Origin of the sequence: Pseudohaemophilus parahaemolyticus, assembly GCF_938021905.1 — a bacterium.
Lineage (GTDB): Bacteria > Pseudomonadota > Gammaproteobacteria > Enterobacterales > Pasteurellaceae > Haemophilus_A > Haemophilus_A parahaemolyticus_B.
In genome coordinates this window covers 65,352-92,102 of sequence record NZ_CALIFA010000029.1, presented here as the reverse complement: position 1 = coordinate 92,102, position 26,751 = coordinate 65,352, and the positions used below count along the sequence as shown (strand labels likewise).

The following is a 26,751-nucleotide window of genomic DNA, read 5'->3' as shown; positions in this document are numbered from 1 at the left end:
TGCTGTTCTACATTATGATTGCCTTTAGCCAAATTTACGCAAAATCTGCTCCAACAGTATCAGAAGCAGGCTATGCGATGGGATTAGGATTTTCACCACAAATTTTCACCGCTTTATTGATGGCAAGTGCGGTTTCTTTGGCAATAACCATTGCCGCTTCGGGCAAATATATCGACAAAGTTGGTCGTCGCATTTGGCTGATTTGGACAACTGTTGGCGTTGCGATTTTCGGCTTAGCTTTGCCATTCTTCCTTGAAAACGGCACTACCGCCAGCCTATTTTGGTTCTTGTTTATCGGAATGGGACTTATCGGTATGGGGTACGGCCCACTCGCCAGCTTCTTGCCTGAGCTTTTCCCAACTCACGCCCGCTATTCAGGTGCATCGCTCACTTACAACATCGCAGGCTTATTTGGTGCAAGTGTTGCGGCAATCATTGCCTTACCGCTGAATGCACAATACGGGCTAAAAGGTGTCGGGATTTATTTAACCCTAAACGCTGTATTGAGCTTGGTTGGGTTGTGGTTTATGGAGGAGACAAGAGATAAAGGCTTAACGCATTAAACAGTAAAGACAATCCCTTTTCTTTTGGGTTTTAGGCTATAATACGCTAAATCTTTTAGAAGGAATCCAAAATGCAAAAAATAAAAGTCGTCCTTGCAACGGGCAACCAAGGCAAAGTAAAAGAGATGGCAGATGTATTGGCACAATTCGGTTTTGACGTGGTGGCTCAATCTGAATTTGGTATCCAAAGCCCAGAAGAAACAGGCTTAACCTTTGTTGAAAATGCGTTATTAAAAGCCCGTTATGCGGCAAAAATCACGGGGTTACCCGCCATTGCTGATGATTCTGGCTTATCGGTTAAAGCCTTAAATGGTGCACCTGGTTTATATTCTGCGCGTTATGCGGGCGAAGAGGGCAACGATGTGGCGAATCGTCAAAAATTGTTGCGTGAAATGGCATCCGTGCCTGCTCAAGACCGCCAAGCTAAATTTGTCAGCTGTATCGTCTTTTTAGATCACGAAACCGATCCCACTCCGAAAATTGCAATTGGCGAATGTTTTGGGGAAATCTTAACCGAAGAACGAGGCACAAACGGCTTTGGTTATGATTCGCTCTTCTTCTATCCACCGAAAAATTGCAGTTTTGCTGAATTAGAAACAGCGGAGAAGAAAAAAATTTCGCACCGTGCCATTGCACTGGCTCAATTAAAAGCACAATTTGAGGACTCAAAATGATTATCACAACAACGCCAACGATCGAAGGCAAACGCATTAAAGAATATAAAGGTTTAGTGTTTGGCGAAGTGGTTTCTGGTGCGAATTTTATTCGTGATTTCTTCGCTAGCATTACCGATGTGATTGGCGGGCGTTCAGGTGTTTATGAAAGCAAACTGAACAAATCGCGCCAAGAGGCTTTGGATGAGTTAGCAGAAGAAGCACGTAAGGTAGGGGCGAATGCCGTGGTCGGTGTCTCGCTTGAATATCAATCTATGGGTGGCGATAAGAGTATGTTTATCGTGGTTGCAACAGGCACGGCGGTTGTCGCGGAATAGGGGGGATTTTGCAAAAAAATACCGAAATTGAACCACTTTTCTGGCAGGAAAAGTCGCTACTTGAAATGAACGATGCCGAGTGGGAAGCGTTGTGTGATGGCTGCGGAAAATGTTGTTATCGTAAATATATTCAAGGGCGAGGCAAGCGTGAACGCCTTTATTATACCCGTGTGGCGTGCAATCTTTTAGATGTGAATACGGGGCGTTGTATGCACTATGCTGATCGCTTTAAGCGAGAACCTGATTGTACTAAACTGACCAAGAAAAATCTGCCCGATTTTGGTTGGCTACCGAAAACCTGTGCTTATCGCCTGCTTTATGAAGGGAAGCCGCTGTTTGATTGGCATCCGCTGATTTCTCACGATCCTGAATCAGTGAAAAAAGCAAATATTCTCATTCCCGAAGGTATCCATGAAAAAGAGGTGATTGATTGGTTTGAGTTTGTGATTGATGAGGTTTAGTCTTATAAGAGGGAGTTTAGACTCCCTCTCTGATTCTCTTTAGCCTAAGCGAGCTCGCAATGCTTTACCTATTTCCGCTAAACTTCTTACACAAGTAACACCCGCTGCTTCTAAGGCTTGGAACTTCTCTTCTGCCGTGCCTTTTCCGCCACTGATAATTGCACCCGCGTGCCCCATTCGTTTACCTTTCGGGGCAGTTGCACCTGCAATATAGCTTACTACGGGTTTAGTTACGTGCACTTTAATGAACTGAGCCGCTTCTTCTTCCGCAGAACCGCCAATTTCGCCAATCATCACTATAGCCTCGGTTTCTGGATCATCTTGTAACAGACGTAAAATATCAATAAAACTGGAACCTGGAATCGGGTCGCCACCAATGCCTACGCAAGTGGATTGCCCAAAGCCTTCGTCTGTCGTCTGTTTAACCGCTTCATAGGTCAGCGTGCCCGAACGCGATACAATACCAATTTTGCCTTTTTTATGAATATTGGCAGGCATAATGCCCATTTTGCATTCATCAGGCGTAATAATTCCAGGGCAATTTGGGCCAATCATTCGCACGCCTGTCTCGTTTAATTTTTGTTTAACAACAAGCATATCGAGCGTTGGAATACCTTCAGTAATACACACAATCAGCTGAATACCTGCATCAATAGCCTCTAAAATCGCATCTTTACAACCGCTGGCAGGTACGTAAATAATGGTTGCAGTTGCCCCTGTTTTTTCGACCGCTTCTCGCACTGTATTAAACACTGGTAAGCCCAAATGTATTGTGCCACCTTTATTTGGTGAAACGCCTCCCACTAATTGCGTGCCGTAGGCTAAAGCCTGCTCGCTGTGGAACGTGCCTTGACTGCCCGTGAAACCCTGGCAAATCACTCTCGTATTTTTATCAATTAAAATCGCCATTTTATATCCTTTCTCTTTTTTAGTCTTTACGCTTGATTTGCAAAATTCACGGCAGAAATCGCCGCTTGTGTTAAGGTTTCAGCTACTGCTAGATTCATCCCGCTTTGAGCTAAAATGGCTCTGCCTTGCTCCGCATTCGTACCTTCTAAACGCACGACTACAGGGACTTTTACGCCGACTTCATTCACCGCAGAAATAATCCCCTCGGCAATCAGATCACAACGTACAATGCCGCCAAAAATATTAACAAGCACTGCTTTTACTTGGCTGTCGGATAAAATCAATTTGAAGGCTTCGGCAACGCGTTCTTTGGTGGCACCACCGCCCACATCAAGGAAATTCGCAGGCTCGCCGCCTTGCAATTTGATCATATCCATCGTGCCCATCGCAAGCCCCGCACCATTGACCATACAGCCGATATTGCCGTTCAGTGCCACATAATTTAGCTCCCATTGAGAGGCGTAGGCTTCACGCGGATCTTCTTGGTTTTCATCTTCCAGTGCTTTTAATTCAGGGTGGCGATATAAGGCGTTGTTGTCGATAACCACTTTGGCATCTAAACAGATAAGATTTTGCTGTTTGGTCACCACCAGCGGATTTACCTCAAGTAAGGATAGATCTTTTTCAAGGAATAATTTGGCAAGGTTAAGGAAAATCGCGGTAAATTGTTTGATTTCTATGCCTTTCAAACCAAGCTTAAAGGCAAGTTCACGTGCTTGGAAAGGTTGAGCGTTAGTGAGAGGATCGAGGCTAATTTTATGGACAAGCTCAGGCGTATTTCTAGCGATCTTTTCAATCTCCATTCCGCCTGCACTAGATACCATAAACACCACTTTTTGCGAGCTACGGTCAATCACCGCCCCAAGATAAAGTTCACGCTCAATCTCGCAAGTTTCTTCCACATAAATGGTATTCACAGGCAAGCCTTTGCTGTCGGTTTGGAAAGTCACCATTTTTTTGCCTAACCACTGTTCTGCAAACTGGCGAGCTTGCTCGGCATTTTTTACTAACTTCACTCCACCTGCTTTACCCCGTCCGCCTGCATGGATTTGGCATTTTACGGCAAAAATATCACCGCTTAGCTGGCTGAGAGCTTGCTCTGTTTCTTCAATAGAATGGCAGGCAATGCCACGATTGATAGGTAACCCGTATTGGCTAAAGAGTTGTTTTGCTTGATATTCGTGCAAATTCATATGCTTTTTTCCTGTATAGAATAGGATTGTGTTTGAGATATTTTAGAAAGAATGGCTTGAGATTACCCGAAAATGAAGGAAAAATGAATAGGAACATTTAACAAATTCTTGTTAAAATTCGACCGCTTCATTCAATTTACAGAATAAGGAATAATTATGTCAATGCAAATTACCCTGTCAAATACGCCCGCATCCGAAAAATGGGGCATAAAAGCCATTCTTTCTGCCAATGAAAATGGAATGATGATTCATCTTAACGAGAAATCTGCGAGCGAAGCATTTATCACTATTCAGCAAGCCGCTCGTAAAATTAAAAATCAAGGCATTTTATCGGTAACACTTGCAGGTGAAGGCTGGGATTTAGAACAATGTTGGGCATTTCATCAAGGATACGTCAGCGTGAAAAATGCAGGCTCAGTGCAATATCCCAATTTGGGCGAAGCACAAGCTGAATTTGATGCTTACCTTGAATGCACCACATTTACACGCACGATCATCAATAAACCCTCTGACCAATTAACACCTGTACAATTAGCTGAACAAGCGGCCGAGTTTGTTACTCAACAAGCGGTTAAAAAAGGCTTGAATTCTGCAATTTCTGCGGAAATTATTTCAGGCGAAGATTTAAAAAAACAAGGTTATTCAGGCATTTGGACGGTGGGCAAAGGCTCTGAAAATCCGCCCGCTTTTTTAGCGTTAGATTTCAATCCAACGGGCAAGGCAGATGCTCCCGTGTTGGCTTGTTTAGTCGGTAAAGGCATTACCTTTGACACTGGCGGTTATAGCTTAAAACCAAGCGATTCAATGTCTACGATGCGTACTGATATGGGCGGTGCCGCAATGCTCACGGGGGCGTTAGGTTTGGCGATTGCCCAAGGCTTGCAAAAACGCGTGAAACTCTACCTCTGCTGTGCGGAAAATATGGTTAGTCATAACGCCTTTAAATTGGGCGATATTATCACCTATCGCAATGGCGTTACGGCTGAAGTTTTAAACACCGATGCGGAAGGGCGTTTAGTGTTGGCAGATGGTTTAATTGAAGCGAGCAAACAAAATGCACAGTTGATTTTAGATGCAGCAACCTTAACCGGTGCAGCAAAAGTGGCGGTGGGGAACGATTATCACAGCGTGCTTTCAATGGATGAAAACTGGATTTCGGCGTTATTCGCTGCTGCAAAAAATCAAAATGAGCCATTCTGGCGTTTGCCATTTGAGCCGTTCCACCGTTCACAAATTAGCTCAAACTTTGCGGATATTGCCAACATCGGTTCTGTGCCAGTGGGCGCGGGGGCGAGCACCGCTTGTGCGTTTCTCTCTTATTTTGTGGAAAATTACCAACAAAATTGGGTGCATATTGATGCTTCTGCTACCTTCCGCAAAACCGCCAGCGATTTATGGGCGGCAGGTGCAACAGGGCTTGGCGTAAGAACCGTGGCAAATTTATTGCTCAACGCTTAGGGAAAACCATGGCAAAATCAAATTACATTACTCGCTCAGGCTGGCAGGCGTTAGACCAAGAGCTGAAATTCTTATGGAAAGAGGAACGCCCGAAAGTAACTCAAGCGGTTTCTGATGCCGCAGCCCTTGGCGACCGCAGCGAAAATGCCGAATACATCTACGGCAAACGTCGCTTGCGTGAAATCGACCGCCGTGTGCGGTTTCTTTCCAAGCGGTTAGAAGTGCTACAAATCGTCGATTACCATCCGCAACAAGAGGGAAAAGTCTTTTTTGGTGCTTGGGTGGAATTGGAAAATGAAGCGGGTGAGATTGCGAAATATCGCATCGTAGGATGCGATGAATTTGACCCTGCGAAAAATTGGATTTCGATTGATTCCCCTGTTGCCCGTGCTTTAATTGGTAAACAGGAAGATGATGAAATTATCGTCCAAACGCCAACGGGCAAAGTGATGTGGTTTATTAACCGTATTTGGTACGAAAAAGCGGGATTATATTGATATGGTAAGCGGTGAATTTTCTGCAAAGTTTTGCAAGAAATTCACCGCTTGTTTTTTATGTTCCTCTTCGTCGCATCATGACTTTATGTATTCCATGCCTTCTTAGATGGAGTTTCTTTCTACGTCGCTAATTAATGTCTTGCGGATCAATATCCATTGCTAGCTTAATCGAGCTTGGCACTGTAATTTTTTCCTTTTCATTATCAAACATATTCAGTAATTTTTGCAAAGCCATTCGGGATGGGTGTTGAATAATCAGTAACCAACGGTAATAGCCCGCTTTTTTCGCAAGCGGTGCAGAAAAAGGTGGGCGAATTTGCAAGCCTTGTAAGGCTAAATCATTTGCTTTTTGGGCAAAGAAATTTGCCAATTCTTGCAAAAATTGCACCGCGTGTTCGCTGTTTTTGCTCGTTGCTTTAAACAGCACTTGCGAAGAGAATGGTGGTAGCATCATCAATTGACGCATTTTTAGTGCTTCTCCTGCAAAAGCTTCGTAGCCCTTTTCCACTAAATTTTTTAGCAAAGGATGGTCTGGATAATGTGTTTGCAAAACAACTTCCCCCTGTTTTTCAGCTCGCCCTGCCCTCCCTGAAACTTGTAAATAAAGTTGGGCTAAACGCTCTTCGGCTCGAAAATCAGTTGAAAACAGTGCTGAATCCACGTTGATAATCGCCACCAAAGTCACATTAGGAAAGTGATGCCCTTTTGCAAGCATCTGTGTGCCAATCAAAATCTGGCTTTTGCCCTCACGAATATCGTTGAGATGCGTTTCTAATGCTCCTTTGCGAGCGGTCGAATCGCGGTCGATACGGCTAATTTTATAATCTGGGAATTGTTCGTTAAGTACTTGTTCAAGCTGTTCCGTGCCTAAGCCAGTTGTTACTAAATTGGTTGAACCGCAATGACCACATTGGCGAGGAATAATCCGTTGCGAAGAGCAGTGATGGCAACGCAACACATGCTGTTTTTGATGGTACGTGTAGGGTTTATCGCATGCTTCACACTGGCATATCCAACCACATTCGTGGCAGAGCAACACTGGAGCGAAACCGCGTCGGTTCAAAAATAGCATTACTTGGTTGCCTTTGGCTAAATGCGATTTCATTTTAGCAAGTAGCTGCTCTGAAAGCCCTGCTGTCACTCGTTGTGTTTTTAAGTCAATGATCTGTTGCTTGACCAGCTCAGCATTACCCGCCCTAGCGGTTAAAGTAAGTTCAGTAAACTTACCTTTCTGTACATTTTGCACGCTTTCTAAACTTGGTGTGGCTGAACCTAAAATAATTGGAATCGCAAGATTTTTTGCTCGAATGACCGCTAAATCACGAGCGTGATAACGCCAGCCTTCTTGCTGTTTGAACGAGCTGTCGTGTTCTTCATCAATAATAATTAAGCCCAGATTTTGGAATTGAGTGAAAAGTGCTGAACGCGTGCCAATCACAATTGCACTCTCACCATTTCTTGCACGAAGCCACGCATTCAGACGTTCAGTCTCATTCATATTGGAATGCAGTACATCCATTTCCACATTAAAACGAGCTTTAAAACGCTGAATAGTTTGCGGTGTTAAACCAATTTCAGGCACAAGCACAAGCACCTGCTCGCCACGATTAAGCGAACTTTCAATTGTCTGCAAATAGACTTCAGTTTTTCCAGAACCTGTCACACCATTGAGTAAAAACGTCTCAAAACCGTTGCGAACGCTCAAACGGCTGACGACTAAAGTCTGTTGCTTATTCAATACCAAGCGATTTGAGCTATTCACAAGCGGTCGATTTCCCAATTTTTCTTGCCAAGATTGGGGAATAAATGGCATATCGACTTTTTCGATGAAGCCTTTTTCCAGCAATCCTTTCCACGCGGAGGGGCTACAAGCGGTCGGTTTTTCAAACAAATTTGCCAATTGTGCCAATTCATTTAGCAAATCTTGCTGCTTTTTCGCCCGCTTAAGCTCATCCAATTCAAGAGCGGAATATCCGAGTTCAGAGACAATAAAATAGTCTGGCTGAGCACGCTCGGTTGAATCACCTTGACGAAGTTTTACAGGTAACGCACTAGTCAATACTTCACCAATTGGGGCATGGTAATAGCTCGAAGCCCAGTTGAGTAGTTTAAATATCTCTTCATCAAAAATTGGTTCTAAATCTAACACTGCTTTGATGGGTTTGAGTTTTTCGACGGGAATGTCACTTGTTTCAGGAAAATCAATCACAATGCCGACTTTGGTTTGTGAACCAAAAGGCACGCTGACTCTCACTCCTTTTGTCACAGAGAAAAAATCAGGCAAAAGGTAGTCGAAATAGCGATTTAACGGTACGGGTAAAGCAACGCGGATTAGTTTCATAGCTATATAAAAACAAACCCTGTACTAAACAGGGTTTGTAACTTATTTAAAAAAATTACTCTTCAGTCGTCTCGGAACGGTTTTCTGTTTCTGTTACCTCTGAGTGTTCAATTTCATCGTCCTCTTCAGGCTCACAAATACGTTCAAGACTCACGACTTGCTCATCTTCTGCGGTACGAATAATGCGAACACCTTGCGTGTTACGGCCAACCAGGCTTACTTCTGAAACACGAGTGCGAACTAATGTGCCCGCATCGGTAATCAACATAATTTGGTCAGTTTCTTCCACTTGAACGGCTGCAACTACTTTGCCGTTACGTTCGTTCACTTTAATTGAAACTACGCCTTTGGTTGCACGTGATTTCACAGGGTATTCCGCAAGTACAGTACGTTTACCATAGCCGTTTTGTGTGACGGTTAATATATCGCCTTCAACGCGTGGAATGACAAGTGAAACGACTTTATCAGTGTTGAGGTTGATGCTTTCATCGTTCTCTTCGCTTTCGATATCAACGATTTCCGCTTCTTCCACGTCATCACTGACTTCTGTAGTTGCCAGTTTAATGCCGCGAACACCTGTTGCAGCTCGCCCCATTGCACGTACCGCTTTTTCTTCGAAACGAACCACTCGACCTTGTGCAGAGAACAACATAATTTCGCTTTCGCCGTTGGTAATATCAACACCGATAAGTTCATCGCCATCGCGCAGTGTTAGTGCAATGAGACCGTTCGCACGCACATTGCTAAATGCGTCTAATGCGACTTTCTTCACTACGCCACTTGCGGTTGCCATAAAGACGAATTTATCTGCCGAGAACTCACCGTTTGGAATTGGTAAAATCGCCGTAATGCGTTCATTTTCTTCTTTTACAAGCGGTAGAATATTCACGATTGGTGTACCACGTGCTCCACGGCTAGCTTGTGGTAATTGATACACCTTCAATTGATATAAACGACCACGGCTTGAGAAGCAAAGGATAGTATCGTGGGTATTTGCCACCAATAATTTCTCGATGAAGTCATCTTCTTTCATCTTCGTGGCTGATTTACCTTTACCGCCACGGCGTTGTGCTTCATAGTCTGAAAGTGGTTGATATTTCACATAACCTGCGTGAGAAAGTGTGACTACGACATCTTCTTGGGCGATTAAGTCTTCAATATTGATATCACCTGATGCAGCAGTTATTTCAGTACGACGTTCATCTCCGAAAGAGGATTTTACTGTTTCGAGTTCTTCACGGATTACTTCCATTAAGCGTTCAGCGTCGTTTAGAATGTGTAATAATTCTGCAATTTCAGTGAGTAATTCTTTGTATTCATCAACGATCTTTTCGTGTTCTAAACCAGTTAAACGATGTAAGCGTAACTCTAAAATCGCACGTGCTTGAGCTTCTGATAAGTAATATTCACCATTACGCATGCCTAAATGTTCAGGAAGATCTTCAGGACGAGATGCATCCCCACCTGCTGCATCCAACATTGCTGCAACATTACCTAACGCCCAAGAACGAGAAAGCAAGCCTTCACGTGCTTCATCTGCTGTTTTAGAGTGGCGGATTAACTCAATAACGGGATCGATATTTGCTAATGCAATTGCCAAGCCTTCTAAGATATGTGCTCTTTCGCGTGCTTTACGAAGTTCAAAAATAGTACGACGTGTAACTACTTCGCGGCGGTGTTTGATAAAGGCTGCAATGATCTGCTTTAGGTTCAACACTTTTGGTTGACCGTTGTCTAGTGCGACCATATTGATACCAAAAGTCACCTGCATTTGGGTAAGTGCATAAAGGTGATTTAGAACCACTTCAGCTACTGCATCAGATTTTACTTTAATTTCAATTTTAATGCCTGAGCGTTGTGATAAATCTTTAACCTCTGAAATACCAGTAATTTTCTTTTCGTCTGAAAGTTCTTCAATTTTTTTTACTAAGTCAGCTTTATTGACTTGGTAAGGTAGTTCTGAAACGATGATTGTTTCAGTTCCTTTTGTGCTCGTTTCAATGGTTGCTTTTGCTCGCACGTAAACTTTACCACGACCTGTATGGTAAGCATCTACAATTCCTTTACGACCATTGATTAATGCTCCTGTTGGGAAATCAGGACCTGGAATGTATTGCATTAACTCATCAATCGAAATTTCTTCATTTTCGATATAGGCTAAGCAGCCATCTAATACTTCATTTAAATTGTGTGGTGGAATGTTGGTCGCCATACCAACCGCAATCCCTGACGAACCATTAACTAATAACGCAGGAATTTTTGTTGGAAGCACGTCGGGGATCATCTCTTTGCCATCATAGTTGGGCGAGAAATTGACAGTTTCTTTATCTAAATCAGTGAGCAATTCCTGAGTGATTTTTTGCATACGCACTTCGGTATAACGCATAGCAGCGGCTGCGTCGCCATCAATTGAACCAAAGTTACCTTGCCCATCGACTAACATATAACGAAGTGAGAATGGCTGTGCCATACGTACAATAGTGTCATACACTGCGGAGTCACCGTGTGGGTGGTATTTACCGATTACATCCCCTACAACACGAGCTGATTTTACGTGTGGGCGGTTAAATGTGTTGCTATTTCTATCCATTGAGAATAACACACGACGGTGAACGGGTTTTAATCCATCACGCACATCAGGTAATGCACGTCCAACAATAACGGACATTGCATAGTCAAGATAAGACGTTTTAAGTTCGTCTTCGATACTGACGGGGGTAATATCTTTGGCTAGTTCGCTCATTGAAATTTCCTAATCATATTTAAAAAAAGAATGCCTTAAATCATAAGGCTAAAATTGTGCAAGATTATAGCATAAAAGCCGATAAAAGGGCGATTTTATTCCGTATATCTTCCCTTACAACATGAATTATTCAACAAGGCTTCTTCACAATCAATGGGCATTCAATCGGATAAATTTCTATGCTTCTGTGGTTTTCTATCAAACACATTTCTAGTGGTGGAGTTGCATGGTGGTCGGTGATAGCAAGAATAAATTCACTACCGCGACATCTTTTGGAATCGACAAAGAGAGAGGAATACCGAGCAAAATGAAGTATAAATCCTATTTTTTGTAAATTTTCCTCTAAATTTAATCGCTTATTGTGAAGTTCGTCACATATTTTTTTTTATAAATCTTCTATACTTCCTCCAAAATTCTATAGGGATATGATTATGAGTGAACAATTTGTTTTAAACGACCATCCGCATCGCCGTTTTAACCCGTTAAAAAATCAATGGATTTTAGTCTCGCCACACCGAGCAAAACGTCCGTGGCAAGGGCAACAAGAAGAAGTGGTAGCTGATAATAAACCGAGTTACGATCCAACCTGTTATCTCTGCCCAGGCAATAGACGCATCACAGGTGAGCAAAATCCGCAATATACTAAACCGTTTGTGTTCAAAAACGATTTCTCTGCCTTGCTTGCAGACACACCAGCACCAGAGAAAAATGATGATCCACTGTTCCAAATTTCGCATACGCAAGGTGAAAGCCGTGTGATCTGTTTTTCTCCAGACCATAGCAAAACCTTACCTCAACTTAACGTGCCAGAAATTGAGCAAGTGATCCAAGTATGGCAACAACAGGTTCGCGAGCTTAAACAGCACTACCAATGGGTACAAATTTTTGAGAACAAAGGCTCAATGATGGGCTGTTCAAACCCGCATCCGCACGGTCAAATCTGGGCAAGTAATTTTTTACCGAATGAAATTACGATTGAAGATGAGTGCCAAGCAGAATATTTCAAAAAATATGGCTCGCCATTGCTAGTTGATTACGCGAAACGTGAATTAGAAAAACGCGAACGTATTGTCGCTGAAACTGAAGATTGGATTGCAGTTGTGCCTTATTGGGCAGCTTGGCCGTTTGAAACCTTGCTATTACCAAAAGCAAAACAATTCAAATCAATTGAAGATTTAAATCAAGCGGAACGTGAAGATTTAGCGTTAGCGTTGAAAAAATTAACTACGCGTTACGATAACTTATTTAACATCAGCTTCCCATATTCTATGGGATTCCACTTCGCTCCATTTAACGGCGAAGAAAACGCACATTGGCAATTGCACGCACATTTCTATCCACCGCTTTTACGTTCAGCAACCGTGCGTAAATTTATGGTGGGCTATGAAATGATGGCAGAAAGCCAACGCGATTTAACACCAGAGCAAGCAGCTGAACGTTTAAATGCGGTAAGCGATAGCGTTCACTATAAAGACAAAAAATAAAGACAAGGAGATGGCGATGACCCCACAACAACTCTCTCAACAAAAATTCAATGAACACTATGGTTATAATCCAGAAAAAAACGTTTTCGCACCAGGTCGCGTAAACATTATTGGCGAGCATACTGACTACAACGACGGCTTTGTTATGCCTTGTGCGATCAACTACGGAATGGCGGTCAGCTTCGCAAAACGCAACGATAGTATTTGGCGTGTGTATGCGATTGATATTAACGAACAAGACGAATTCGATTTAAGCCAAGATTTTACCCAAAGCGAACACAAATGGGCAAATTATGTGCGTGGCGTGGTGAAATATATTCAAGAACAATGCCCAGAATTTAAACAAGGGGCGGATTTAGTGATGACCAGCGATGTGCCGATGTCATCAGGCTTAAGTTCTTCTGCCGCACTTGAGATTTCTATCGGCAAAACCTGTCAAGTGTTAGGCAACTTACCGCTTTCGCTTGCCCAAATTGCCCTTATCGGACAAAAAGCAGAGAACAAATTTGTGGGTGCAAACTGCGGTAATATGGATCAATTGACCTCTGCATTAGGGCAAAAAGACCACTTAATTATGATTGACTGCCGCAGCCTTGAGATTACTCCAACCCCTGTGCCACAAGGCTATTCCATTGCGATCATTAATTCCAATGTAAAACACGATTTAGTCACAGGCGAATACAACAACCGTCGTCAAGAATGCGAACAAGCGGCTAAATTCTTTGGCGTAAAAGCTCTTCGAGATGTAACACCTGAGCAATTCCACGCGCGCGAAAATGAGTTAAAAGCTGAAAGCGAATTGGCTTATAAACGTGCAAAACACGTGGTTTATGAAGATCAACGCGTGTTGGATGCAGTTGCAGCCTTAAAAGCGAATGATATGGTGAAACTGGGTCAATTGATGGGCGAATCGCACGATTCAATGCGTGATGATTTTGAGATTACCATCCCAGAAATTGATTATTTGGTGGAATTGGCTCAAGTTGCGATTGGCAAAAACGGTGGTGCTCGTATGACGGGTGGCGGCTTCGGAGGTTGTATCGTCTGCCTTATGCCAAATGAGAAAGTGGAGGCATTACGCCAATTGATTGCCGACAACTACGAAAAACAAACGGGCATTAAAGAAACCTTCTACCTCTGCACTGCGAGTGATGGAGTGAGAGTGGTTTCATAAACTAAAATAAAATAATTTCTCCGTTTTTTCTTCTGCCAAATCTCTCCTACCCATCTTTAGCAAAGAGGGGTAGGGAAGATTTGATAGTACTTATTTACGGAGAAATTAGTATATACAGCCTTTATTCTTTGAAAAGGAGTTCTCAATGAAAACCTTTACTCTCGAAAATAATCATCTCAAAATTACCCTTTCCAACTTTGGTGCTTCTTGGCTCTCTTGCATTGTTAAACACCCCAAAGGAGACAGAGAAGTGCTAATTACTACTACGCCAAAACGTTGGGCAGAGCAGTCCGCTTATTTTGGTGCAACCGTTGGGCGTTATGCGAACCGCATCGCAAATGGTAAATATGAACTGAATGGTAAAGTTTATCAACTAGCGAAAAACAACGGGGATAACAACTTGCACGGTGGCTTGAAAGGGGCGAGTTTTGTGGAATGGCAAGTGCTAGAACAGAGCTCGCAAGCGGTTAAATTTGGTTACACTTTTGCAGATGGCGAAGAGGGATTTGGCGGAGAAGTAAAAGCAACGGTAACTTATCGCCTAACTGATAATCAGCTTGAAGTCTATTTTGATGCACTAAGCGACCAAGCAACCCCGCTTTGCTTAACCAATCACGCCTATTTCAACTTAGATGGCAGCACAACCATTCACCATCATAGCTTGCAGCTCAACGCATCGCACTATTTACCCGTAAGCGAGAATGGCATTCCAAACGGCTTATTAAAAGCAGTAGACAGCACCAGTTTTGACTTCCGCCAACCGAAAGCGATTGAGGAAGATTTGCTTGCTGATACAGATCAACGTGCGGTGCGAGGCTACGATCACGCCTTCTTGATTGCAAAAGAAAATCAAAATTTCACCGCTTGTTTAAGTGTGGAAGACTTGCAATTATGCCTTGAAACGTCAATGCCAGCGGTGCAACTTTACACGGGCAACTGGCTTGCTGGGCAGCCTCGTGGAGAGAGTGGTGTTTGTGAAGATTATGCGGGCGTAGCGTTAGAACCCGAGTTTTTCCCAGACAGCCCAAACCACCCAGAACTTGCAGCATTTGGCGGAATTTCGCAAGCAAACGAGCCGTATCATCATAGTGTTTATTATCGGTTTGTTTACTAAATTTCCTGCTTAATTTTTCGTAGGGACGGGGTTACCCTCGTCCAATTAAACGTAGGCATAGAGAAGGACAAGCATAAAGCCGATCCCTACAACAATATTTGATGAAATAGATTTTCTTATGGCTTTACCGTATTACTCCCGAGACTCAAACACGTCTCATGTTAAAACCACACCTATTTTATTCCGCATTCATCTCTGCAAACCACGAGTTCACGTGAGCAGTCGCTTTATTTTACACTTTTCAACAGCGATTCGGATTTCAACTATTATGAAAATAATCGCTATTTGCTATTTTTACTTCGTTTTGGCTTAAAAACTTGTTTTACCTCAAAATGTTTAATGAAAGGATGTGTTAAACTTTATTTAAACAGGACAAAAAGAAAGGAGAAAAAAATGTCTGAAGTTTTTCATTTAGGTTTAACCAAGGCGATGTTAAAAGGGGCAACGCTTGCGATTATTCCAGGTGATCCTGCGCGTAGCGAACGCATCGCCAAACAATTAGCAAATCCAGAATTTTTGGCAAGCCATCGCGAATTTAACTTGTGGTTAGGTTTTATTGGTGACCAAGCTGTTGTGGTTTGCTCAACGGGGATTGGCGGACCATCTACCTCAATCTGTGTTGAAGAGCTTGCTCAACTTGGTATCCGTACCTTCTTGCGTGTGGGCACAACTGGGGCAATCCAACCGGATATTGAAGTGGGGAATTTGTTAGTGACCACAGGTTCAGTTCGTTTAGACGGTGCAAGCCAACATTTCGCACCACTTGCTTACCCAGCAGTTGCCGATTTTGAATGTACGACTGCACTTTATCAAGCAGCCCAAAAACAAGGCGTGAAAACTTTTGTAGGAATAACTGCTTCATCGGATACTTTCTACCCAGGGCAAGAACGTTACGACACCTATACAGGCAAAGTGTGTGCTCAATTTAGAGGTACACTCAAAGAGTGGCAGGATTTACACGTTATGAACTATGAAATGGAATCCGCAACGCTGCTTACAATGTGTTCAGCATTAGGCTTACGTGCGGGGATGGTTGCAGGCGTAATTGTAAACCGCACACAACAAGAGATTCCAAATGAAGCCACAATGAAAGCAACTGAAGAAGCAGCGGTTGCTACGGTAGTAGAGGCAGCGAGAATTTTGCTTGCTCAATAATATATTTTCCTAATCTAGAGCCACGCATTGCGTGGCTTATTTCTATAATTAGAAAAGCCTTGTCAAAGATTGTAAAATCACTCTAAAATCTTACCGCTTATTTTGCATTTTACAGGAAATTATATGTCAGACACTTCATTCTCAAACTTAGAAACTAAACTTGTCCATGCAGGGCGCAAATCTCGCTATACGCAAGGTTCGGTAAATGCCGTCGTTCAACGTGCTTCATCACTTGTTTTTCCAACCGTTGCGGATAAAAAACACGCGACCAAAAACCGTTACAAAGGTGAGTTATTTTATGGTCGCCGCGGTACGTTGACTCACTTCGCTCTCCAAGATGCAATGTGTGAGCTTGAAGGCGGTGCAGGTTGCTATCTCTATCCTTGTGGGGCGGCTGCTGTAACTAATGCGATTTTAGCTTTTGTTGCACAAGGCGACCACGTATTGATGACGGGGGCAGCATACGAGCCTACCCAAGATTTCTGTAATGTGATTTTAAAAAATATAGGCGTGGCGACCACCTATTACGATCCGATGATTGGAGAAGGCATTTGTGAGCTCATTCAACCAAACACAAAAGTGCTTTTCTTAGAAAGTCCTAGCTCACTTACGATGGAAGTGCCTGATGTGCCAACGCTAGTGCGTGTAGCTCGTGAAGTGAATCCTGAAATCGTGATTATGATTGATAACACTTGGGGTGGTGGTGTGCTGTTCCCTGCACTTTCACACGGGATCGATATTTCTATTCAAGCAGGTACCAAATATTTGGTTGGGCACTCTGATGTAATGATTGGTACGGCGGTTTCTAATGCTCGTTGCTGGGATCAACTTCGCGAACGCTCTTATTTAATGGGGCAAATGGTGGATGCGGATTCGGCTTATATGACGGCTCGTGGTTTGCGTACATTGGGAATTCGCTTAAAAGAACATGGTGAACGTTCGCTTCAAATTGCAGAGTGGTTAGCTAAACGCCCAGAAGTAAAATCAGTGTTCCATCCTGCGTTACCAAGCTGCCCTGGACACGAATTTTTCAAACGAGATTTCAGTGGTGCAAGCGGTCTATTTTCGTTTGAACTTTGCGAAAAATTGAGTGATGAGCAATTAGCGAATTTCTTAGATCATTTTGAGCTCTTTACGATGGCATATTCATGGGGGGGATTTGAATCACTGATTTTAGCTAATCAACCTGCTGAAATTGCCCGTATTCGCCCGAATATTGAGCGTAAGCTAACGGGAACGCTCATTCGTATTCACGTAGGATTGGAAGCGGTGGAAGACCTAATTGCCGATTTAGAAAAAGGGTTTGAGCGCCTAAAATAAATTTCCCGCCTAATTAGATTTAAAATGTAATAATTTTGTGACGCGCTTCACAATTTTATTACATTTTTGTTTTTTTCTACCTCAGTTTATGTATATTTAAGTCATCTTTTAGCTATTTAGCTGTGGGGGACTTTATGGATACTGATCTAAACGCAATTAAAAAAGTAAACACACGCAATAATCTGATTTTTATTGCCGATGTGGTGCTCTTTTTTATTCTTTTGAATACCTTGCCTTTTACGCCCGAAGCCAATAAAAGTTTGGCGTTGCTCGTGTTTATCGCGATTTTATGGCTCACTGAAGCATTGCACGTAACCGTGACGGCTCTATTAGTGCCCATTCTAGGTATTTTGCTTGGCTTGGTGAAATCGAAAGAGGCATTAGCCGCTTTCGCCGATCCAACCATCTTCTTATTCTTTGGTGGATTTGCGCTTGCAACTGCACTTCATATTCAAAATTTAGACCGCTTGATTGCCAATAAAATTATGGCAATGTCGTGCGGCAAACTCTCTGTGGCGGCGATTTACCTCTTCTCTGTGACCGCATTTCTTTCAATGTGGATGAGTAACACCGCAACTGCGGCGATGATGTTACCGCTTGCAATGGGGATTTTAAGCAAACTCGACCCGAAACGCGATCACAACACTTACGTTTTCGTTCTACTTGGTATCGCTTATAGTGCCAGTATCGGTGGTATGGGTACACTTGTGGGTAGTCCACCAAACGGGATTGTGGCAACGCAATTAGGCGTATCATTTGCAGAATGGATGAAATATGGTTTGCCAATTATGCTGATTTTAATGCCATTGATGATTGGTGTGCTTTATGTGGTTTTCCGCCCGAAATTTGACTTACAATTTGAGCAATCCTTCGAAAAAATTGAGCTAACGCCAACTCGCATCTTAACCTTAATTATTTTCGCATTGACAGCAATTGGTTGGATTTTTAGCTCAAAAATTAATCTAACGCTTTCAAGTTTACTTGGGTTACAAGGCAAAATTGTAAGTTTCGATACCATTATTGCTTTAATTGCCACGGCGGTTATTTGTATTACTCGCATAGCAACGTGGAAACAAATTCAAGAAGGTACAGAATGGGGCGTGCTATTCCTCTTTGGGGGGGGCTTAACCTTAAGTGCGATTTTAGGGCATACTGGTGCAAACAAAATTATGGCAGATGGCATTGTATCCTTTATTGAAGGCGGTCATTACTACATCATTGGTTTAATTGTAGCAACCTTCATCATCTTCTTGACTGAGTTTACCTCAAATACTGCCAGTGCGGCATTGCTTGTGCCAATTTTTATCTCAATCGCTGAGGCTTTAAATATTCAATCGCTTGGCTTAGCATTGATTATCGGTTTAGGTGCATCTTGTGCCTTTATGTTGCCAGTTGCCACTCCACCAAATGCGATTGTGTTTGGTACAGGTATGCTCAAACAAACTGAGATGGTCAAAGCAGGTTTCTGGCTTAATATCATCTGTGTGTTTGTGATTGGTACAATTGGGTATTTATTCTGGTTCTAATCTTTTCGAATACGCGTACTCAACCAACTTTTTAAGAGGATTTTGCAAAAAATCCTCTTATTTTTACCGCTTATTTGCTACACTTCCTACCATTTACAAACGGTAAGCGGTTGATTTTACTTTGCCGTTTGCAATTACTTTCTTTATTTCATCAACGAGGATCTTATGCTCAAAATTTACAATACGCTAAAACGTGAAAAAGAAGAATTTAAACCGATTAATCCCAACCAAGTTGGGATGTATGTCTGTGGTGTAACGGTTTACGATCTTTGTCATTTTGGGCACGGTCGTACCTTTGTCTCTTTTGATGTGATCGCACGCTATCTTCGCTATTCTGGCTACAATTTGCGTTATGTGCGTAACATTACCGATGTGGATGATAAAATCATCAAACGTGCGATTGAAAATAATGAAACTTGCGATCAGCTAGTTGATCGAATGATTGCAGAAATGCACAAAGATTTTGATGCGTTAAACATTCTTCGCCCAGATGTTGAGCCACGTGCAACCCATCATATTCCTGAAATTATTGCGATGGTGGAAAAGCTTATCGCCAACGGTCATGCTTATGTGGCAGCAGATGGCGATGTGATGTTTGATGTGGAATCTTTTCCGAAATATGGGGCTCTTTCTCGTCAAAATTTAGATCAGCTACAAGCAGGGGCTCGCGTTGAAATCAAATCAGTGAAGAAAAATCCGATGGATTTCGTGCTTTGGAAAATGTCGAAAGAAAACGAACCAAGTTGGGAAAGCCCTTGGGGTAAAGGTCGTCCAGGTTGGCATATCGAATGTTCAGCAATGAACAGCAAAGAGTTAGGCGAACATTTTGATATTCACGGCGGAGGTTCAGATTTAATGTTCCCACACCATGAAAACGAAATCGCCCAATCTTGCTGTGCAAATCATGGTGAGTATGTGAACTACTGGCTCCATACTGGGATGCTGACGATTGATAAAGAAAAAATGTCAAAATCGCTTGGCAATTTCTTCAGTATTCGCTATATGTTGGATTTATATGATGCTGAAAGCTTGCGTTATTTCTTCTTAACAGCACATTATCGTAGTTTGCTTGATTACAGCATTGAGAACTTAAATTTAGCACGTTCGGCACTAGAACGTTTATACACGGCATTGCGTGGGTGCGATTTAACGGTTCCTGCAAAGGGTGGAGAGCAATATGTTGAAGCTTTTAAAATCGCAATGGATGATGATTTCAACACACCAGGAGCATTAGCTGTGTTATTCGAAATCGCTCGTGAAGTGAATAAACTTAAAACAGAAGATGCCGAAACAGCGAATGGTTTAGCAGTTTGCTTAACAGAGTTGGCGGGCGTGCTTGGTTTATTAGAGCAAGATCCAGAAACCTTCTTAAAAGGGGGAGCGAATGATGATGAAGCAGCGGAAATCGAAGTTTTAATCAAACAACGTAATGAAGCGAAAGCAGCGAAAAATTGGGCTATAGCGGATGAAGTACGTGATAAGTTAAAAGCAATGAATATCGTGCTTGAAGATACGCCAAATGGGACTACGTGGCGTAAGGCTTAATCATTAGCTAAGCGGTAAAATTCCCAACAAATTTTACCGCTGGTTCTGTTTATACTATTATCTTTTTAAACTTGGCAAATATTCTGACAACACTTTTATCTCCTTATCGCTTAACCGCCGTTTTGCGGTATTTCCTCCACCATTTACTTTGCCGTTTTTTCTTTCGATTAAAGCTTCTGCAATTTCTGCTGAATTAAGTTGATTCACAACTTTCGATTTCCCTATTGCAGATTTTTCTGCGGTTTTACCGTGACAAGTGGCACAAGAACGGCGGTAGAGTTTTCCCGCTGGAATTATATCCATGTCAGCCCAAGCAGAAAAACTCAAATTGCCAAGCAAAATAGCCAACATCCATTTAGCGTATTTTATATACTATCCTTTAAATAACTTCTCCAAATCCGCATCAGGAATCTTACCCTCATATTTGGCTGTAATATTGCCTTTTGCATCAATAACATAAGTGGTAGGTGTGCCAACAAGATGATAGCGTTCGGCTGTGATTTTCAGCTGATCTTTTACGACAGGCAATGCAAGTTTTTGTTTATTTACGACCGCTTGCGTATCTGCTTTTTCACCATCGACGTTGATTGCAATCAGTTGCACTCTGTTTGGATGAGCATCAGCCATTTTTTCGAACATTTTTAGCTCCATAATGCAATGCCCACAAGTTTCCGACCAAAAAGTGAGTAAGCGGGTGCCTTGCCAATCCTCTAATTTTACAGAGTTGCCTTGCAAATCATAAGCCGCAATCTCAGGAGCGGCTTGACCAATTACCGCACTTTCTTCTTTGCAAGCGGTAATACCAAAAACAACCGCAAGTAAACTCAGTTTGAATAAGGTTTTTGTCATCATTTTAATTTCTCTCTTCTTTTAAAAATCTGCCGTGTTGCAGATAAATGGTGCGGTCGGTGAGTTTTCCGAGTTCTGGATTATGCGTCACCATCACGATGGTTCGCCCTTGCTTGTTGAGTTCTGTAAGCAGATCGAGCACCAACGTTTCGTTTTTTTCATCCAAATTTCCTGTCGGTTCATCCGCAAAAATCACAGGTGGTTGATTGACTAGCGCTCGAGCGATGCAAACCCGTTGTTGTTCACCGCCTGAAAGTTGGCTTGGGCGGTGATCGATGCGGTGCCCTAAGCCTACTTGTTCAAGCACAGCTTTGGCGGCTTCCTCATCAATCACACTGTGATAATGCTGGGCGAGCATTACGTTTTCCAATGCGGTTAAGTAGGGAATTAAGTGGAATTGTTGGAACACCAAACCGATTTTTTCCGCACGGAAACGTTGGCGACCGACTTCGTCTAGTTGAGCCGCATCGACACCGTCTAAAATCACCTTGCCTTCGCTTGAGGTGTCTAAGCCGGTGAGGATGTTCATCAGTGTGGTTTTGCCTGAGCCTGACGCCCCCATAATGGCGACAAATTCGCCCTGTTTGATTTGGATGTTGATGTCTTCAAGAGCGGTTACCTGCCCGAAGCGTTTGTATAAATGTTGGGTTTCGATTACAAATTCACTCATATTTTTTCTCTTGCTAGTAGGGTATGTGGATTGAAAATCCACGCACGCATAAAACGAATATGTGTGTGAAATGTTCCATTTCACATCCCCTACTCACCTTTTAAAACATTCGCCATATTAATATTCAACGCTCTATGTGTTGGGATAACCACCGCTACGAATGCCACCAACAACGACAGCACAATCGTAATAGGCAACACGGGCAAGCGCATATCAATGTAGGATTTAAACACCGTTAAGCCAAGCACTTGTGCGAGCAAATAGCCCAAGCAAAGCCCTGCAATAATTGCCCCGCTTGTGATGATGAAAATCTCGGTACTGATTTGGCGGATGATGTCGGATTTTTTCGCTCCCAGGGCTTTTTGAAGCGCGAACTCTTTGGCACGTTCACCCACAATTGCAATCAGTGTGGTGTTCACGCAAAGGGTTGCAAGTACCAAAATGACGAGCGAAATCAAGCCCATTAAGCCTTTGATTTTATCTAAAATCAGCCCTTCGGAAGCGGAAACTTTACGGATTGGGCGAGCAGTTAAATCGGGGTGTTGTTGTATAATTTGTTCGGCGAATTGCTCCGCTTGGTTTTCGCCTTGCTCATTTTTCACATTTAGTAAGGCATTATTCGCCAAACCTTCTTTTTCTAGCCAATTTTGAGCGAAGGCGAGATTGACGAGCAACATATTGTCGGTTGCATCGCCTGCTTCTACAATGGCTTTGATGGTAAAGCGGTGTTTTTCTACGGCATTTTTGGAAAGCTGAATGCTATCTCCCACTTTCAAATGTAGCCGTTCGGCGAGAGTTTTGCCGATCATCGCATTGCGATCGTCAAAGTTCACATTGATTGCCGAGCCTGTTATTTGCCAGTAAGGTGTAAGGGTTCGCATTGCATCGAAATTCACGCCCATTAACACGATTTTTTCCAAATCGCTGCGTGCTACGCCGTAAAGATAAGGGCTGGATGCGGTCACTAAATCGCTTGGAGCATTTTGCAAAATGGCGTTGAGTTCAGTTTCGTTGATCATTCCGCCATCAGCTGAACCAATATAGAAATTTGCCCCGAAGGTCCGGAGTTCTTGGCTCATTTTGGTGTTGATGTCGAAGTAAACCGCCGACATCGCCGTCACGATGCTCGCCCCCACGGTGAGTGCGGTGAAAATAATCAACACGCGTTGTAATCTAAGGCGTAGAGCACGGAAAATCAATCGCCAAAACATACTGTGATTTGCTACTTTATTGTCTGCTTTTTTATGCTCTCCCATAGAGCACCTCCACAGGGTAAAGTTTTGCGATTTTATGTGCAGGGAACCAGGTGCCAATCACGGCAATCAACATTGAAAGCACCAACACGCAAGGTACAACAATCCAAGCGAAATCCAGTGGTGCACCGAACAATGCAGCACCGATAAATTTTGCCAAGCCCCAGCCAGCAATGCAGCCAAGCACGCCACCAACCAACGCACTGAGCACCGCTTCGCAATAAAACAGCAGCGTGATTTGCCACTGATAAGCACCAAGTGCTTTCATCAAGCCAATCTCTTTGGAACGCTCAATAATACCTGCACTCATTAGCGATGCAATTCCCATTGCCGCCGCAATCAGGGCAGCGACTGTGACTACTGCTAATAAAAGCTGGATTTTGCCAATTACTACGCCTTCCGATGCCGCTACTTGCCAAATCGGGCGGACGATTGCCCCTGAAATCGCTTCTTCTAACTGGTGCGAAATGGACGACACATAAGCCGTGCAATACCAGCGGTCATATTCTTCCGCATCTAATGCATCCGTATTGGCACGTGCTTTGCGGGAAAGATCGTTTTCAGGCACGGTGAGCGCAGAAACACGAACAGATTGCACTTTGCCTTCTAAACCGAGCAAAGTTTGCACAGAGTTTAATGGCATCACGAGTTGATTATCTTCTGAGCTGCCAGTGCTTAAAATGCCTTGAATTACCACAGATCTTTTCTGCGTTTCACTATTTTCATTGGTGTAACTGAGCGTTAATTTATCGCCAATCTGCCAACCGTTCGCCTTGGAAAGTTGTTCGCCAGCCAAGGCAGGGATGAAATCGCCAAACTCACCACTAAAGTCGTCCACCCATTCACCGTTCACTTTCCAAAATGGGCTGATAATGCGCTGCCCTGTATGGTAATCACCTTCATCGGGAATAGCGATTTGGTGATCGAAAAACGTCCCCAACACGTTAATCGTTTTCGCTGAAAGAGAGGGTGATTTTGTAGGTGAATTTGCAGAATAATCTGCGAATTTAACCGCTTGCACGTTGGCAGAAAGCAGCGGAGCGAAGCCGACAATATTGTTTCGCCAGAAAATATCTTTGATATTCGGCAGCTCTTTTTCATCCAGAAAATCTTGGCTGGAAAGTGAACTGCTGTGGCTCAATTCATCGGGCAAGGCGGCATTGCTGGCAGGCTCCACTAAAATATTCGCGCCGTAAGATTTCAGCTCCTTCGCCATTTTGTCGCCAATATCAATGGAAACTGCAAGTAGGGCAGAGACCAAGCCCGCCGCCAAGAAAATCGTAATAATGGCGAGCAATTTACGTTTTAAGCCAAACCGCCAAGATTGAAATAACATTCGTGCCAGCATTATTCCCCCTTACTCTCACTCTCTTTGTCGCCGAGATATTTTTCAGGGTTGTCACGGAATTGATCGAGATTTTTTTCATTCTCGAAGAAATAAGTGTGCCCTTCGTGGCTATATTTGAATTCGGTTTTGGTGTTTTTGAGTTTCGTGCCACTAATCGGATCTTGCACATCAATTTCCACGATGGTGCTGAACAAATTCAAGCCATCTTCCAAACTTTTGCGAGAAATAATGATTTCGCTGTCGGTTTGCTGCCAATCTTCAATCGGTACAGGATTGCAGCCACCCGGTTTGCCGATGGACGGAATGAACATATGCACGCCGCAGCCCACGCACACCACTTGGTTACCTTGCATCACGTAACCTTGGTCGCCACAGAGCAAGCAAGCATCAAACACTGCCGCCATACTCACTTTGCTTGGTTGGCGGTTGATGATGAAAAATCGCACCGCTTTACCGTCGTCGGCAATCCATACAAAACGGTGTAATTTGCCATCTTTGAGCGGTTCAAGGGCTAAATGCACTTCATCTTTTTCGTTAAGCTGCACAGGCATAGCTTGGGAAAGTTGAGGCGGTTGCGATGCCACTTTTTCCCAATAAAGCTGGCTTGCGCCCACCAATAAAAGCCCGAATACGCCCCAGCCGATTAATCGTTTGGAAATCTGCACCAAAGTGAGTTTTTTGCGTTTTTCAATCGGATCGTTTTCTACATTGGCGTGTTTTAGGCGTTTAGAATGAGTTTGAATGGTAAAAATTGCCAAAATGATCGCCATTAAAATCACACAAATTGCATTCAACCACGCAGTGATTTCACCCGATTTTGCGACAAAACTAAGGCGTGGTTTGGTGAGTTCGATAAGCTGTAATTTCATCAGCGTGAGCAATAATTCGCCCACAAGCGGTAGCATTAAGGCAATAAAAAGCAAAAAGCTCAAGGCAAAAAGTGCGGTGGATTTGCCTTGTGTTTTTTGTTGCTGTTTAAGTAAGAAATAGAGCCAAGCCGAAGCGGCAAAGCAGAAAATCACGCCAAAAATGACCGCACTTAGGTTCAAGATAAAATCGGTGTTTATTACATCGGTGTTGGTGAGTGCGGTGATATTCGGATCTTTCGCCCACGTTGCGCCTGCGATGAGCATAAAGGCAAATTGCCAGAAGCCCGCGAGTTTTGCAGATGGAAACCATTGGCAGATCGCAAAAAGCAAAAATGCAACTAAAAAGCCAAGGGTAAGAATTAGGTTCGGCACTTGTCCGTTCGGTAAATTCAACCGCAAGACAACGCCACAAGCCAAGCCGAACAGGCTAAGCAAGATCAGTGTTTTGGGGGAAATCGCGCCTTTTTTGATTGCCCACGAAGCCCCGAGTAAAAGCGAAATTGGCAATAGGGATTGGAGTAGGAAGATGAAGAAGTAGGTCATAGAATACAGTTCGTCAATGCCTAGGGTAACAAGTTACCCTAGGTTAAGCATAATTCTACCCCTTTGGGGTAGATGCTGCTGGTTCCCCAAAGGGGAACAACTATGCTTAACCGTGGATATACTTACCCACGGTCTAAAGGTTATTTCAAACCCGTAAATTTAAACTCATAACTCACATCAAACGGTTTCCACCAGCGGCCTACGCCCGTTTCTTCGTCAGTGTGGCGGTGCATACCAGCTTTTGATGGTGGGTCGATGTGGTAAGTTAATTTGTAGTTACCTACGCCCATCATTTTTACGTTCGCGCCATAGTGTGGGCCGTCGCCTGCTACCATCGGCATAAATGTGCCTTCTTGTTTCGCACCTGTGTCGGTATTCACTAAAGTATAGTTGATGGTTAAGTATGGCATCCATTCGCCTTCGCCGAAGCCGTTTTTATTACCTTTCACGGCATGGATGTCAGCTTCTAAGTGAATGTCAGATTTCGCTGCTGGTAAGCCCATTCCACGTGGTTCCATATCGATTGGTTTTAAGTAAACTGCGGCAATTTCTAGTTCGTTCATCGTAACAGCTTCGCCGATTGGGTATTCTTGGAAAGCGTTGGCAGAAGATGCTGCGAACATACCTGCTAATAATGTAGTTGCAAAGAGTGCTTTTTTCATAGATTCTCTCCTGAGATGAGTTTATATGTAGGGTGCAACTTGTTGCACCGTTAGAAATTAATTAACCAAATGGTGCAACAAGT

24 protein-coding genes and 1 pseudogene are annotated in these 26,751 nt (G+C 43.2%); 14 read left to right on the top strand and 11 right to left on the bottom strand.

All coding sequences use genetic code 11. The features are described from left to right. The 4 genes from QMF79_RS02780 to QMF79_RS02765 all read left to right on the top strand — a co-directional run. A partial coding sequence (locus tag QMF79_RS02780; RefSeq protein WP_281772673.1) for an MFS transporter occupies window positions 1-563 on the top strand: 563 nt, incomplete at its 5' end. 71 nt (window positions 564-634) lie between these two features. Further along, window positions 635-1,237 carry an RdgB/HAM1 family non-canonical purine NTP pyrophosphatase gene (gene rdgB / locus QMF79_RS02775; RefSeq protein WP_281772672.1) on the top strand — a complete coding sequence of 201 codons (603 nt, stop codon included), beginning with the start codon at window positions 635-637 and terminating at the stop codon, window positions 1,235-1,237. Next, window positions 1,234-1,554: a YbjQ family protein gene (locus QMF79_RS02770; protein WP_005705916.1), complete on the top strand. Its 321-nt coding sequence runs from the start codon at window positions 1,234-1,236 to the stop codon at window positions 1,552-1,554. The genes rdgB and QMF79_RS02770 overlap by 4 nt, the downstream gene beginning before the upstream one ends. Window positions 1,555-1,559: 5 nt before the next feature. Next, complete coding sequence (locus QMF79_RS02765; protein WP_281772676.1) at window positions 1,560-2,015, top strand: YcgN family cysteine cluster protein; 456 nt, start codon at window positions 1,560-1,562, stop codon at window positions 2,013-2,015. Window positions 2,016-2,054: 39 nt separating this feature from the next. Here the strand turns inward: QMF79_RS02765 and sucD are convergent, their stop codons facing one another. Then, window positions 2,055-2,924 (bottom strand): succinate--CoA ligase subunit alpha, encoded by an 870-nt coding sequence (gene sucD, locus QMF79_RS02760; protein WP_281772671.1) that lies wholly within the window; start codon window positions 2,922-2,924, stop codon window positions 2,055-2,057. Between the two features lie 26 nt (window positions 2,925-2,950). After that, window positions 2,951-4,117, bottom strand: coding sequence for an ADP-forming succinate--CoA ligase subunit beta (gene sucC, locus QMF79_RS02755; protein WP_281772670.1), 1,167 nt, complete (start codon window positions 4,115-4,117; stop codon window positions 2,951-2,953). Between the two features lie 162 nt (window positions 4,118-4,279). Here sucC and pepB point away from each other — a divergent pair, with 162 nt between their 5' ends. The 3 genes and pseudogenes from pepB to QMF79_RS10400 all read left to right on the top strand — a co-directional run. Beyond that, window positions 4,280-5,575: an aminopeptidase PepB gene (gene pepB / locus QMF79_RS02750; protein WP_281772675.1), complete on the top strand. Its 1,296-nt coding sequence runs from the start codon at window positions 4,280-4,282 to the stop codon at window positions 5,573-5,575. An 8-nt stretch (window positions 5,576-5,583) separates the two neighbouring features. Then, a complete protein-coding gene (gene greB, locus QMF79_RS02745; protein WP_281772669.1) occupies window positions 5,584-6,072 on the top strand; it encodes a transcription elongation factor GreB in 489 nt (162 codons plus the stop codon). Window positions 6,073-6,126: 54 nt separating this feature from the next. Next, window positions 6,127-6,204 (top strand): annotated as a pseudogene (locus tag QMF79_RS10400) (glucose PTS transporter subunit EIIB); the annotation flags it as partial. On the opposite strand, the gene priA reads toward QMF79_RS10400, so the two are convergent. Beyond that, the gene (gene priA / locus QMF79_RS02740; RefSeq protein ID WP_281772668.1) at window positions 6,200-8,413 is read right to left on the bottom strand and encodes a primosomal protein N'; all 2,214 of its coding nucleotides are present in this window, start codon (window positions 8,411-8,413) and stop codon (window positions 6,200-6,202) included. The pseudogene QMF79_RS10400 and the gene priA overlap by 5 nt on opposite strands. A 55-nt stretch (window positions 8,414-8,468) precedes the next feature. Then, on the bottom strand, window positions 8,469-11,156 hold the full coding sequence (gene gyrA / locus QMF79_RS02735; protein WP_281772667.1) for a DNA topoisomerase (ATP-hydrolyzing) subunit A: 2,688 nt from the start codon (window positions 11,154-11,156) through the stop codon (window positions 8,469-8,471). Between the two features lie 431 nt (window positions 11,157-11,587). Between gyrA and galT the strand changes: the two genes are divergently transcribed. The 7 genes from galT (at window position 11,588) to cysS (ending at window position 20,474) form a co-directional block, all read left to right on the top strand. Continuing rightward, entirely contained in the window at window positions 11,588-12,640 is a 1,053-nt protein-coding gene (galT, locus tag QMF79_RS02730) for a galactose-1-phosphate uridylyltransferase (protein ID WP_281772666.1), read from the top strand. A gap of 16 nt (window positions 12,641-12,656) precedes the next feature. Beyond that, window positions 12,657-13,814: a galactokinase gene (gene galK / locus QMF79_RS02725; RefSeq protein WP_281772665.1), complete on the top strand. Its 1,158-nt coding sequence runs from the start codon at window positions 12,657-12,659 to the stop codon at window positions 13,812-13,814. Between the two features lie 145 nt (window positions 13,815-13,959). After that, window positions 13,960-14,928 (top strand): galactose-1-epimerase, encoded by a 969-nt coding sequence (locus tag QMF79_RS02720; protein WP_281772664.1) that lies wholly within the window; start codon window positions 13,960-13,962, stop codon window positions 14,926-14,928. A 393-nt stretch (window positions 14,929-15,321) separates the two neighbouring features. Beyond that, window positions 15,322-16,083, top strand: coding sequence for a uridine phosphorylase (gene udp / locus QMF79_RS02715; protein ID WP_281772663.1), 762 nt, complete (start codon window positions 15,322-15,324; stop codon window positions 16,081-16,083). A 123-nt stretch (window positions 16,084-16,206) separates the two neighbouring features. Then, window positions 16,207-17,403, top strand: coding sequence for a cystathionine beta-lyase (gene metC, locus QMF79_RS02710; RefSeq protein WP_281772662.1), 1,197 nt, complete (start codon window positions 16,207-16,209; stop codon window positions 17,401-17,403). 134 nt (window positions 17,404-17,537) lie between these two features. Beyond that, the gene (locus QMF79_RS02705) at window positions 17,538-18,929 is read left to right on the top strand and encodes a DASS family sodium-coupled anion symporter (RefSeq protein WP_281772661.1); all 1,392 of its coding nucleotides are present in this window, start codon (window positions 17,538-17,540) and stop codon (window positions 18,927-18,929) included. 165 nt (window positions 18,930-19,094) lie between these two features. Then, window positions 19,095-20,474 carry a cysteine--tRNA ligase gene (cysS, locus tag QMF79_RS02700; protein WP_281772660.1) on the top strand — a complete coding sequence of 460 codons (1,380 nt, stop codon included), beginning with the start codon at window positions 19,095-19,097 and terminating at the stop codon, window positions 20,472-20,474. A 57-nt stretch (window positions 20,475-20,531) separates the two neighbouring features. Here the strand turns inward: cysS and QMF79_RS02695 are convergent, their stop codons facing one another. The 7 genes from QMF79_RS02695 to QMF79_RS02665 all read right to left on the bottom strand — a co-directional run bounded on the left by QMF79_RS02695 (window position 20,532) and on the right by QMF79_RS02665 (window position 26,668). Next, complete coding sequence (locus tag QMF79_RS02695) at window positions 20,532-20,825, bottom strand: c-type cytochrome (RefSeq protein WP_281772659.1); 294 nt, start codon at window positions 20,823-20,825, stop codon at window positions 20,532-20,534. Between the two features lie 21 nt (window positions 20,826-20,846). Then, a complete protein-coding gene (locus tag QMF79_RS02690) occupies window positions 20,847-21,326 on the bottom strand; it encodes a TlpA family protein disulfide reductase (RefSeq protein ID WP_111312204.1) in 480 nt (159 codons plus the stop codon). A gap of 1 nt (window position 21,327) precedes the next feature. After that, window positions 21,328-21,993: an ABC transporter ATP-binding protein gene (locus tag QMF79_RS02685; protein ID WP_281772658.1), complete on the bottom strand. Its 666-nt coding sequence runs from the start codon at window positions 21,991-21,993 to the stop codon at window positions 21,328-21,330. An 89-nt stretch (window positions 21,994-22,082) separates the two neighbouring features. After that, window positions 22,083-23,249, bottom strand: coding sequence for an ABC transporter permease (locus QMF79_RS02680; protein ID WP_281772657.1), 1,167 nt, complete (start codon window positions 23,247-23,249; stop codon window positions 22,083-22,085). Beyond that, on the bottom strand, window positions 23,236-24,594 hold the full coding sequence (locus QMF79_RS02675; protein ID WP_281772656.1) for an ABC transporter permease: 1,359 nt from the start codon (window positions 24,592-24,594) through the stop codon (window positions 23,236-23,238). Before QMF79_RS02675 ends, QMF79_RS02680 begins: the two co-directional genes overlap by 14 nt. Continuing rightward, the gene (locus tag QMF79_RS02670; protein ID WP_281772655.1) at window positions 24,594-26,006 is read right to left on the bottom strand and encodes a Fe-S-containing protein; all 1,413 of its coding nucleotides are present in this window, start codon (window positions 26,004-26,006) and stop codon (window positions 24,594-24,596) included. Before QMF79_RS02670 ends, QMF79_RS02675 begins: the two co-directional genes overlap by 1 nt. A gap of 140 nt (window positions 26,007-26,146) precedes the next feature. After that, window positions 26,147-26,668: an iron transporter gene (locus QMF79_RS02665; protein WP_040216680.1), complete on the bottom strand. Its 522-nt coding sequence runs from the start codon at window positions 26,666-26,668 to the stop codon at window positions 26,147-26,149. Window positions 26,669-26,751: the final 83 nt, after the last annotated feature.

What these genes read in the sequence shown, in the direction of transcription:
- priA (WP_281772668.1), bottom strand. Translation starts at nt 8,413, where the DNA reads ATGAAACTAATCCGCGTTGCTTTACCCGTACCGTTAAATCGCTATTTC.
- sucD (WP_281772671.1), bottom strand. Translation starts at nt 2,924, where the DNA reads ATGGCGATTTTAATTGATAAAAATACGAGAGTGATTTGCCAGGGTTTC.
- udp (WP_281772663.1), top strand. Translation starts at nt 15,322, where the DNA reads ATGTCTGAAGTTTTTCATTTAGGTTTAACCAAGGCGATGTTAAAAGGG.
- QMF79_RS02720 (WP_281772664.1), top strand. Translation starts at nt 13,960, where the DNA reads ATGAAAACCTTTACTCTCGAAAATAATCATCTCAAAATTACCCTTTCC.
- cysS (WP_281772660.1), top strand. Translation starts at nt 19,095, where the DNA reads ATGCTCAAAATTTACAATACGCTAAAACGTGAAAAAGAAGAATTTAAA.
- QMF79_RS02680 (WP_281772657.1), bottom strand. Translation starts at nt 23,249, where the DNA reads ATGGGAGAGCATAAAAAAGCAGACAATAAAGTAGCAAATCACAGTATG.
- galT (WP_281772666.1), top strand. Translation starts at nt 11,588, where the DNA reads ATGAGTGAACAATTTGTTTTAAACGACCATCCGCATCGCCGTTTTAAC.
- gyrA (WP_281772667.1), bottom strand. Translation starts at nt 11,156, where the DNA reads ATGAGCGAACTAGCCAAAGATATTACCCCCGTCAGTATCGAAGACGAA.
- galK (WP_281772665.1), top strand. Translation starts at nt 12,657, where the DNA reads ATGACCCCACAACAACTCTCTCAACAAAAATTCAATGAACACTATGGT.
- pepB (WP_281772675.1), top strand. Translation starts at nt 4,280, where the DNA reads ATGCAAATTACCCTGTCAAATACGCCCGCATCCGAAAAATGGGGCATA.
- rdgB (WP_281772672.1), top strand. Translation starts at nt 635, where the DNA reads ATGCAAAAAATAAAAGTCGTCCTTGCAACGGGCAACCAAGGCAAAGTA.
- QMF79_RS02675 (WP_281772656.1), bottom strand. Translation starts at nt 24,594, where the DNA reads ATGCTGGCACGAATGTTATTTCAATCTTGGCGGTTTGGCTTAAAACGT.
- sucC (WP_281772670.1), bottom strand. Translation starts at nt 4,117, where the DNA reads ATGAATTTGCACGAATATCAAGCAAAACAACTCTTTAGCCAATACGGG.
- QMF79_RS02685 (WP_281772658.1), bottom strand. Translation starts at nt 21,993, where the DNA reads ATGAGTGAATTTGTAATCGAAACCCAACATTTATACAAACGCTTCGGG.
- QMF79_RS02665 (WP_040216680.1), bottom strand. Translation starts at nt 26,668, where the DNA reads ATGAAAAAAGCACTCTTTGCAACTACATTATTAGCAGGTATGTTCGCA.
- greB (WP_281772669.1), top strand. Translation starts at nt 5,584, where the DNA reads ATGGCAAAATCAAATTACATTACTCGCTCAGGCTGGCAGGCGTTAGAC.
- QMF79_RS02690 (WP_111312204.1), bottom strand. Translation starts at nt 21,326, where the DNA reads ATGATGACAAAAACCTTATTCAAACTGAGTTTACTTGCGGTTGTTTTT.
- QMF79_RS02705 (WP_281772661.1), top strand. Translation starts at nt 17,538, where the DNA reads ATGGATACTGATCTAAACGCAATTAAAAAAGTAAACACACGCAATAAT.
- QMF79_RS02695 (WP_281772659.1), bottom strand. Translation starts at nt 20,825, where the DNA reads ATGTTGGCTATTTTGCTTGGCAATTTGAGTTTTTCTGCTTGGGCTGAC.
- metC (WP_281772662.1), top strand. Translation starts at nt 16,207, where the DNA reads ATGTCAGACACTTCATTCTCAAACTTAGAAACTAAACTTGTCCATGCA.
- QMF79_RS02770 (WP_005705916.1), top strand. Translation starts at nt 1,234, where the DNA reads ATGATTATCACAACAACGCCAACGATCGAAGGCAAACGCATTAAAGAA.
- QMF79_RS02670 (WP_281772655.1), bottom strand. Translation starts at nt 26,006, where the DNA reads ATGACCTACTTCTTCATCTTCCTACTCCAATCCCTATTGCCAATTTCG.